Origin of the sequence: Sphingomonas kyeonggiensis (genome assembly GCF_014204495.1) — a bacterium.
In the GTDB taxonomy this organism is placed as follows: domain Bacteria; phylum Pseudomonadota; class Alphaproteobacteria; order Sphingomonadales; family Sphingomonadaceae; genus Sphingomonas; species Sphingomonas kyeonggiensis_A.
Map to the genome: position 1 here is coordinate 1,037,504 of NZ_JACHLN010000003.1, position 7,624 is coordinate 1,045,127.

Annotated in this window: 8 protein-coding genes and 1 tRNA gene; 1 reads left to right on the top strand and 8 read right to left on the bottom strand. The window is 65.3% G+C overall.

The features are described 5' to 3' along the window. Positions 1-318: 318 nt before the first annotated feature. The 3 genes from HNP52_RS18980 to HNP52_RS18990 are packed head-to-tail and all read right to left on the bottom strand — an operon-like array spanning position 319 to position 3,081. Complete coding sequence (locus tag HNP52_RS18980; protein WP_184169163.1) at positions 319-783, bottom strand: FKBP-type peptidyl-prolyl cis-trans isomerase; 465 nt, start codon at positions 781-783, stop codon at positions 319-321. Between the two features lie 9 nt (positions 784-792). Further along, positions 793-1,662: an S-methyl-5'-thioadenosine phosphorylase gene (gene mtnP / locus HNP52_RS18985; RefSeq protein WP_184169164.1), complete on the bottom strand. Its 870-nt coding sequence runs from the start codon at positions 1,660-1,662 to the stop codon at positions 793-795. A 3-nt stretch (positions 1,663-1,665) separates the two neighbouring features. Continuing rightward, positions 1,666-3,081, bottom strand: coding sequence for an amino acid permease (locus HNP52_RS18990; protein ID WP_184169165.1), 1,416 nt, complete (start codon positions 3,079-3,081; stop codon positions 1,666-1,668). A 127-nt stretch (positions 3,082-3,208) separates the two neighbouring features. Here HNP52_RS18990 and HNP52_RS18995 point away from each other — a divergent pair, with 127 nt between their 5' ends. Next, on the top strand, positions 3,209-3,697 hold the full coding sequence (locus HNP52_RS18995) for a rhodanese-like domain-containing protein (protein WP_184169166.1): 489 nt from the start codon (positions 3,209-3,211) through the stop codon (positions 3,695-3,697). On the opposite strand, the gene HNP52_RS19000 is transcribed toward HNP52_RS18995, so the two are convergent. From HNP52_RS19000 to HNP52_RS19020, 5 genes are all read right to left on the bottom strand, one after another. Beyond that, positions 3,694-4,518 (bottom strand): nuclear transport factor 2 family protein, encoded by an 825-nt coding sequence (locus tag HNP52_RS19000; RefSeq protein ID WP_184169167.1) that lies wholly within the window; start codon positions 4,516-4,518, stop codon positions 3,694-3,696. The two genes, HNP52_RS18995 and HNP52_RS19000, sit on opposite strands and share 4 nt — an antisense overlap. Before the next feature lie 108 nt (positions 4,519-4,626). Next, the gene (locus HNP52_RS19005) at positions 4,627-5,397 is read right to left on the bottom strand and encodes a LytTR family DNA-binding domain-containing protein (protein WP_184169168.1); all 771 of its coding nucleotides are present in this window, start codon (positions 5,395-5,397) and stop codon (positions 4,627-4,629) included. Next, positions 5,397-6,485: a sensor histidine kinase gene (locus tag HNP52_RS19010; protein ID WP_184169169.1), complete on the bottom strand. Its 1,089-nt coding sequence runs from the start codon at positions 6,483-6,485 to the stop codon at positions 5,397-5,399. Before HNP52_RS19010 ends, HNP52_RS19005 begins: the two co-directional genes overlap by 1 nt. A 98-nt stretch (positions 6,486-6,583) precedes the next feature. Beyond that, positions 6,584-7,399, bottom strand: coding sequence for a glutaminyl-peptide cyclotransferase (locus HNP52_RS19015; RefSeq protein WP_184169170.1), 816 nt, complete (start codon positions 7,397-7,399; stop codon positions 6,584-6,586). Between the two features lie 132 nt (positions 7,400-7,531). After that, positions 7,532-7,608, bottom strand: a tRNA-Met gene (locus HNP52_RS19020). Positions 7,609-7,624 lie beyond the last annotated feature (16 nt).

A 7,624-nucleotide genomic window follows, 5' to 3' on the forward strand; every position in this document is an offset into this window, starting at 1 on the left:
CTTCGTCTTGTTGTACAGCATGTTTGTTTACCCTTCGCTCCCCCGGATCGCGCCCGGGATGTTTCTGAGCGGGCTTCCTCCCAAGAGGCCCCTCTAGGAGCAGGGTGTTTCACTCCGCTTCGGTTGTAAAGAAGCAGAAACATATTCGGTAAAATGGTGAAACATTTAGCGCGCAGGTGTGCCACAAAGGCAACACAGCGGCAGGCGGAGCCTGCCACCCGCGCAAGCCGCCCTCACTAACGGGAAAGTACCTAGGCGCGCAGCGGCAACCGGCGAGGATGTCGCCGATTTCAAAGCCTGGCCGGAAATATTTCCAGCCTATTGCGCAGGAATGTCGAGCAGCTCGATCTTGAACAGCAGGGTCGCACCGCCCGGGATCGGCCCCTTGCCCTTGAAGCCATAGCCAAGGTTGGCGGGGATCGCGATCTCGAACGTATCGCCCACTCCCATCAGCGGCACGGCGACCTGCCAGCCCTTGATCAGCCGATTGAGCGGGAAGGTCGCCGGTTCGCCACGATCATAGGAACTGTCGAACTTCTCGCCGTCGATGAAGGTGCCGGCATAGTGCAGCGTCACCGTGTCCGCGACGGTCGGGTGCTTGCCCGAGCCGTCTCCCTTGATCCGGCGCCAGCGCAGCCCCTCGGCCGTGCTGTGCCAGCCATCGGCGCCATTGAGCTTGGCCAGCGCGAGCATCTGCTGGCTCTGCCAAGCCATGTCCTGCGAACGATCGGGCGCGGGCGCGTCCTGTGCAGCAAGCAGGGCGAGAGCGGCGAGAAACGACATGGGTTATCCTTAGTTGGAGAGGGCGCGGCCGGCGACGGCGTCGAGCTTGCGCAGCAGATGCGGATCGCGGGCATTGGCGGCGGTGATCAGCGCAAAGTCGAGGCAGGTGTCGATCGGCGAGGCCGGGCGCTCTTCGGGCAGGTTCCGGAGCAGGTGCATCACCATCTTGCGTGCCTTGTCGGCATTGGTGCCGAGCTGCGCGATCACCGTGGCGACATCAACGGCTTCTTCGCCCTCGCGCCAGCAATCATAGTCGGTGACCATGCCGACCAGCGCGTAGGGCAGCTCCGCCTCACGGGCGAGCTTTGCCTCGGGCATGCCGGTCATGCCGATGATGTCACAGCCCCAGCTGCGATAGAGGTGGCTCTCGGCGCGGGTGGAGAATTGCGGCCCCTCCATCGCCAGATAGGTACCACCGACATGGGTGGTGGCACCCGCGGCCTTGGCCGCATCCGCCGCCAGCGCGGAAAGGCGCGGGCAGACCGGATCGGCCATCGAGACGTGCGCGACCATGCCTTCGCCGAAGAAGCTCGAGGGGCGGCCCTTGGTCCGGTCGATGAACTGATCAGCGATGGTGAAGGTGCCCGGGGCCCGCTCTTCCTGCAGCGAACCGACCGATGAAACCGCAAGAACATCGGTCACGCCCAGGCGCTTCAGCACATCGATATTGGCGCGGACGTTCAGGTCCGACGGCGAGATGCGGTGCCCGCGGCCATGGCGCGGCAGGAACACAACCCGGACATGCCCCACCCAGCCGACGAAACAGTCATCCGAAGGCTTGCCCCAGGGGCTCTCGGTCGAGATCCACTCGCCATCCTCGATGCCCTCGACATCGTAGAGCCCCGATCCGCCGATGATCCCGATCGTCCAGCCTGCCATCGCTTACCCCTTTGCTGCGTTGCGGCGTGCATAGGCGAAATAGACGACCAAACCCAAGAGGTTCCAGCAGCCGAACCAGATCTGCGTCTTGGTCGGCAGGCTGGCGAAGAGATAGAGGCAGCCCAGGATCGCACCCAAGCCGACTACCCAGGGCAAGGGCGTGCGGAACGGGCGCACCATGTCGGGCGCGCGGCGGCGCATGACGAGCAGGCACAGGCCAACCGCGGCGAAGGCAGTGAGGGTGCCGGCATTGGCCAGCGCCGCTATCTCATCGATCGGCAAAAAGGCAGCGAACACGCTCACCACACACGCCGTGAAGATGGTGATCCGCACCGGCGAACCGCGCCGCGAGACCTTGGCCAGGCTCTTGGGCAGCATGCCGTCGCGCGCCATCACGAAGAAGATGCGGCTCTGGCCGAACAGGAAGCCCAGGATAACCGTGGGCAGCGCGACGATCGCGCTCAGCGCCAGGAACTTGGCAACGCCCGGTTGGCCGATCTCGCGCAGGATCAGCGCCAGCGGCTCGGGGCTGTCGGCGAAACGGGTATAGGACAGCGCGCCGACCGCGGCGAGCGCGACCACCATGTAGATGATGACGCAGACCACCATCGAGCCGACGATGCCGATGGCAAGGTCGCGCCCGGGATTCTTCGCCTCTTCCGCGGCGGTGGAGATCGCGTCGAAACCGTAAAAGGCAAAGAAGATGATCGCGGCGGCGGCCATCATGCCGCGTTCCACCCCACCCTCGCTCGCATGCTTGGCGAAACCGAAGGGAGCGAAGGGATCGAAATTGGCCGCGTTGAAATAGGGCAGCGCCACCGCGACGAACACCGCGAGCGCGATCAGCTTCACCACTACCAGAAACGCATTGATCGTTGCGCTCTCGCGCGTGCCGGCAATAAGCAGCCCGGAGACCAGCCAGACGACGAACAAGGCCGGGACGTTCACGCCCCAATGCGCCGCCTGCCAGCCCAGCATCTGCGGGCCATGGGTCAGCTCGGCAGGCACGCCCAGCCCGGTGAGGAAGGGCGTCGCATAGCCCGACCAGCCCACCGCGACCGTGGCCACCACGAGCGTATATTCAGCAAGCAGGCTCCACCCGACGACCCAGGCGACGATCTCGCCAAGCGAGGCATAGCTATAGGTATAGGCGCTGCCCGAGGCCGGGATCATCGTCGCCAGCTCGGCATAGGCCAGCGCGGCACAGGCGCAGATTGCGCCCGCGACAACGAAGGAGAGAATGACTGCCGGCCCGGCACGATCCGCGCCCACGCCGATCAGGGTGAGAATGCCCGTGCCCACGATCGCGCCGACGCCGAGTGCGACGAGGTGCGGCCAGGACAGGGTGCGTGCGAGGCGGTGCTCGGGCGACCGGTCCTCATCCGCGACGATCTGCTTCAACCGGAACAGGCTTGCCATCTCTTATCCCCTCTCACTTCGGGAGATGGTGTAGCGCCGCTTGGCGGGCACGCAACTTTGTTTCGTTCACCACCGGTGCAGCCTGGATAGGCAATCGTTGCGCATCCAATTTGCGTGGAGAAAGCCGATGCTGCTGCTCACTGCCCTCGCGCTGGGCCTAGCCGTCCCCCAGGAAGCAGCCGCCAATCCCCAGATCGACTATGCCGGCTTCGCCACGCTCACGCGCGATGTCCGGGCATTGCGCGCGAAGCGCCTCCTTCCCTTCGCGCGCTTCCAGGCGATGGCGGCGACCAAGGACGCGCTGGTGCTGGATGCGCGATCGAAGGATGCCTTTGCCCGCGGCCATATCGCCGGTGCGGTCAACCTGCCGCTCACCGATTTCACGGCCGAAGCGCTGGCGGAAGTCATAGGGCGGAACCGCGATCGCCCGATCCTGATCTACTGCAACAACAACTTCTCGAACCATCGGCCGCCCGTGCCGCTGAAATCGGCTCCGCTGGCGCTGAACATCCAGACCTTCATCAATCTCGTCGGCTACGGGTATTCGAATATCTGGGAGTTGCGCGACGTCGTCGATTTCGACGACCCAAAGGTCGGCTGGGTAAGTACCGCCTAGCTTGCCGGCGGCGCCTTTCTCGGCAGCGGAGCGAGTTGATCGACGAGCAACCGCCACCCGGCAGCCTCGTGAAGCCACATCCGAACATAGTGCCCGATCAAGACACCGTCCGTCCCCGTGATCTCGCCATAGCTATAGGCGAGATCCCCAGCAGCGGATTGCCCCCCACCGAGCCGCTTGCCGGTTGCCTTCATGCCTCGCCCCGCAAGCATCACGCCCGCATCGCCGATGGCGGGCGGACCTCCCGATCGAAGCACGCGCCCTTCCGCCGCAAGAAATCCGGTTAGCGACGACGCATCCGCATCGAGGCGTCGCTCGGCCGCCTCAAGATCGTCCTTGGCACCGGCCTTGCCCGGATTGCCGATCCTGACGACCTGCGACGGCATCGGCACCTCTCCCTTGGCGAAGGGAGCCACGCCCGAATCGATCACCCACCGCCAGGTCCCATCCACCTTGCGCCAGATGGTGAAATACTGGCCATGCGCGACGCGGTCCCCCTGGCGCATGACATAGGGCCCGGTGGTAAAGCCAAGATCGCCGGACCTGGCGATCGCACCGGCCTCCGGCTGCCATTCCAGTTTGGACCCCGGTGGATCGGTCTGTGTCGCCAGTTCAGGCGGGGCTGGGCGCGGCGTTGGCGAAATCAGCACCGCGTCGGGCGCGACATGGGCCCGGAAGGCTGGCGTAACCCCAAGCGCCGAGGCATCCGCGGCAAAGCGGCGTTCGGCGGCGATCAGCGTATCGAAATCGTCACTGGCTGGCTTCATCGCCATCGACATCAGGGCAGCGGCGCCCAGCACACATATCTTCAGCTTCAACATAGATGCTCCACGGCGACGCATCGCCCATTCAGCATCCGCTACACGTGCCGCGCACCTGTACCTGTCCGGTGCGATCGGGACCGCCGCGCCTGCGACAAGCCCCCAACCCTAGAGCTTGAGCGTGGCCTCGACGCCCGCCTGGTAGTTTGGTCCGACCTGCAGCACCGCCCCGTCCGACAGGACGACGCGCAGCGCTCCCTTGCCCGGGCGCTCGACGCCCACCACCGCACCGATCCGGACGATATGCGACCGGTGGATGCGCAGCATGACCGCCGGGTCGAGCCGCTTCTCGATGTCGTTCATCCGCGCGCGCAGGATATGGCTCTTGAGCGAGGTATTGAGCAGCACATAGTCGCGCGCCGCCTCGATCCAGTCGATCGTGGTCACCGGAACCAGCACGGCCCCCTGGCGCCCCGGCACCCAGATGCCCTGGTCATAGGGAATTTCCTCCACGGGCGCGGGCCGCACCTCGGTGCGCATCGCCTCAAGCTCGGCTACCCGCCCCTCCGCATCGCGGAGCGCGCGCCGGCGCCGGGCACGCTCGACGCCAAGCCGCAGCCGATCGAATGCGACTGGCTTGAGCAGATAGTCCGCAGCCTCGACTTCGAAAGCGTCGGCGGCGAAGCGCTCGAACGCAGTGACGAAGATGATCTCGGGCCGATGTTCGCCGGGGCGCAGCGCGCGGGCAATCTCCATGCCGCTGCGGCCGGGCATCTGGATATCGAGTATCACCAGGTCCGGCCGCAGCGCCCGGATCTGCTCAACCGCTTCGATGCCGTCGCTGGCGGTGCCGGCAACTTCGACGTCCTCGATCGCGCCGAAGCCAACCTTCAGCCGATCCAGCGCCAGCGGCTCGTCATCGACCAGAAGTACCCGCATCACTCCGCCGCCTCCGCGCGTTGCGCCCGGTGCAGCGGCAGCGTGATAAGCGCGACGAAGCCCCGCTCGCGCGCCGTGGCAACCAGCTCGCCCCCAGTACCGTAGAATGCCTCCAGCCGGTGGCGGACATTGGCGAGGCCAAGACCGGTGCCGCCCTTGGGTGCCCCGCCAAATGCCTGGCCGCCGTCATCCTCGACGCAAAGCAGAAGCGCGTCGTCGCGCGTCGCCGTCGCGCGGACTACGATCCGCACGGTGCGCCGCGATGGCGCGACCGCATATTTCACTGCGTTCTCGATCAGCGGCTGCAGGATGAAGCTCGGCACCAATGCATCGAGCAGTTCGACCGGGCAGATGAACTCCGCCTCGAGCCGGTCGCGGAAACGCACCGCCTCGATATCCAGATAGGACTGGATGGTCGCGAATTCCTCGTCGAGCGTCACTTCGCGCTGCGGATCGGCCTCGAGGCTGGCGCGCAGGAAGTCGGAGAGCTTCCCGATCATTCCCTCAGCCTCGTCATTGCGGCCGGTGACGATCAGCGACGAAACGGCGTTCAGCGTGTTGAACAGGAAATGGGGGTTGAGCTGGAAGCGCAGCGCGGCAAGCTGCGCCTGTTGCGCGGCGCTCTGCGCGGCAGCGAGCTGACGCTCGCGCTCCTGCGCGACCATGCTGCTGAACACCAGGCCCAAGCCCGAAGCGTAGAGGCCATAGACGAGCACGAACGGCATCAGCCCGAAAACGAACTGTCGCCAGAGCGGCGCGGTCTTCATCCCGGCTTCCACCCGCGCCTCGTTGATGAAGATCGCGTCGAGCCAGCCATGGGCAAGCGCTAGCACCAGCGTGAACACAGCCGCCGCGATGATCGGGGGGCGATGATCCCAGCGTTCGACCCGCATCAGCGCGGCGGCGATCAAAGCGGAAAAGACGATGCCGACAACGAAGGTCTTGAGGAGCAGCACGGCCAGGCCGAACGACATGGGGTCGCCAGCGGCAAAGCCCGGCATTGACCAGAGCACCAATGCTCCGGTCCACAATGCCAACGCCAGAAGCGTGGCGGCGCGCACGTCGCGCCTGCTCAGCAGACCCGTCATATCTTTCAGCCCCATCAGGGCTTCATATCATGAACCGCGCAACGCGGCGTCCGGTTTCGTCGCCGCCAAGTCCGATCTGATCGCAAAGAACTGCGGGGTTAGCCGCCGCAGTTCGTCAGCTTCGCCGCATCGGCATTGTTGCTGACGGCCGCCCCCTGCCTCACTTCGAAGAGCTGCGGCCAATGCTTGCCGGTCACCATCACGCGCTTGCTCGCGGCATCATATGCGATCCCGTTGGGCACGACGTCGGGGTCGCTGGTCTTGGGCCCGAGCGCACTCACGTCGAGGAAGCTCGTCACCTTGCCGCTGGCGGGATCGATCCGCGCGACCAGGTTGGTCTGCCAGATGTTCGCCCAGATCTCTCCGTCGATCCATTCGAGCTCGTTGAGCTGCTGCACGGGACAGCCATTCGCCGTGACCTTGAGCGTCGAGACCGGCTGCATCGTCTTGGGATCGAGGAAGCGGAGCTCGTCGCTGCCGTTCGACATGATGATGTTCTTGCCATTCTGGGTCATGCCCCAGCCCTCGCCCTGATAGGCAAAGGTGTCGCCGAGCATCATGTCCTTGAGGCTGTAGGTGAAACCGGTCTGATCCTTCCAGGTCAGCTGATAGAGCTTGTCGCCGAACGCGACGATACCCTCGCCGAAATAGGGCGCAGGCAGATCGACCTGCTGGAGCACCTTGCCGGTCGCCGGGTCGACCTTGCGGATGAACGAGGTCCCCGCCTCTCCCGTGCTTTCATAGAGCGCGCCGTCCTTGAAGAAGAGTCCCTCGGTGAAGGCAGTCGGGTCGTGCGGATGGGTTGCGACGACCATCGCCGTGTAGACCGGCACGCCGCTCGTGCGCAGGAGAAAGAACCACACGCCGGCCGCGATCACGGCCAGGGCGATAACTGCGAGGATAATGCGCTTCATCGCGGCGGAGAAAGCCGCGTGCGGCCGCCGCTGTCAAACCCCTTCGCGGATCGTCCGCCGCAAAAGCAGCATCAAGAGGCCCAAAACGCAAAAAACCCGCCGCGGCGGTTGCCGGGCGGGGCGCTGTTGTGTTGGTTGCGGGAGCAGGATTTGAACCTGCGACCTTCAGGTTATGAGCCTGACGAGCTACCGGGCTGCTCCATCCCGCGCCAAACGGGTGGACGA

Coding starts and splice junctions, on each gene's coding strand:
- HNP52_RS18980 (WP_184169163.1), bottom strand. CDS start 783: ATGTCGTTTCTCGCCGCTCTCGCCCTGCTTGCTGCACAGGACGCGCCC.
- mtnP (WP_184169164.1), bottom strand. CDS start 1,662: ATGGCAGGCTGGACGATCGGGATCATCGGCGGATCGGGGCTCTACGAT.
- HNP52_RS18990 (WP_184169165.1), bottom strand. CDS start 3,081: ATGGCAAGCCTGTTCCGGTTGAAGCAGATCGTCGCGGATGAGGACCGG.
- HNP52_RS18995 (WP_184169166.1), top strand. CDS start 3,209: ATGCTGCTGCTCACTGCCCTCGCGCTGGGCCTAGCCGTCCCCCAGGAA.
- HNP52_RS19000 (WP_184169167.1), bottom strand. CDS start 4,518: ATGTTGAAGCTGAAGATATGTGTGCTGGGCGCCGCTGCCCTGATGTCG.
- HNP52_RS19005 (WP_184169168.1), bottom strand. CDS start 5,397: ATGCGGGTACTTCTGGTCGATGACGAGCCGCTGGCGCTGGATCGGCTG.
- HNP52_RS19010 (WP_184169169.1), bottom strand. CDS start 6,485: ATGACGGGTCTGCTGAGCAGGCGCGACGTGCGCGCCGCCACGCTTCTG.
- HNP52_RS19015 (WP_184169170.1), bottom strand. CDS start 7,399: ATGAAGCGCATTATCCTCGCAGTTATCGCCCTGGCCGTGATCGCGGCC.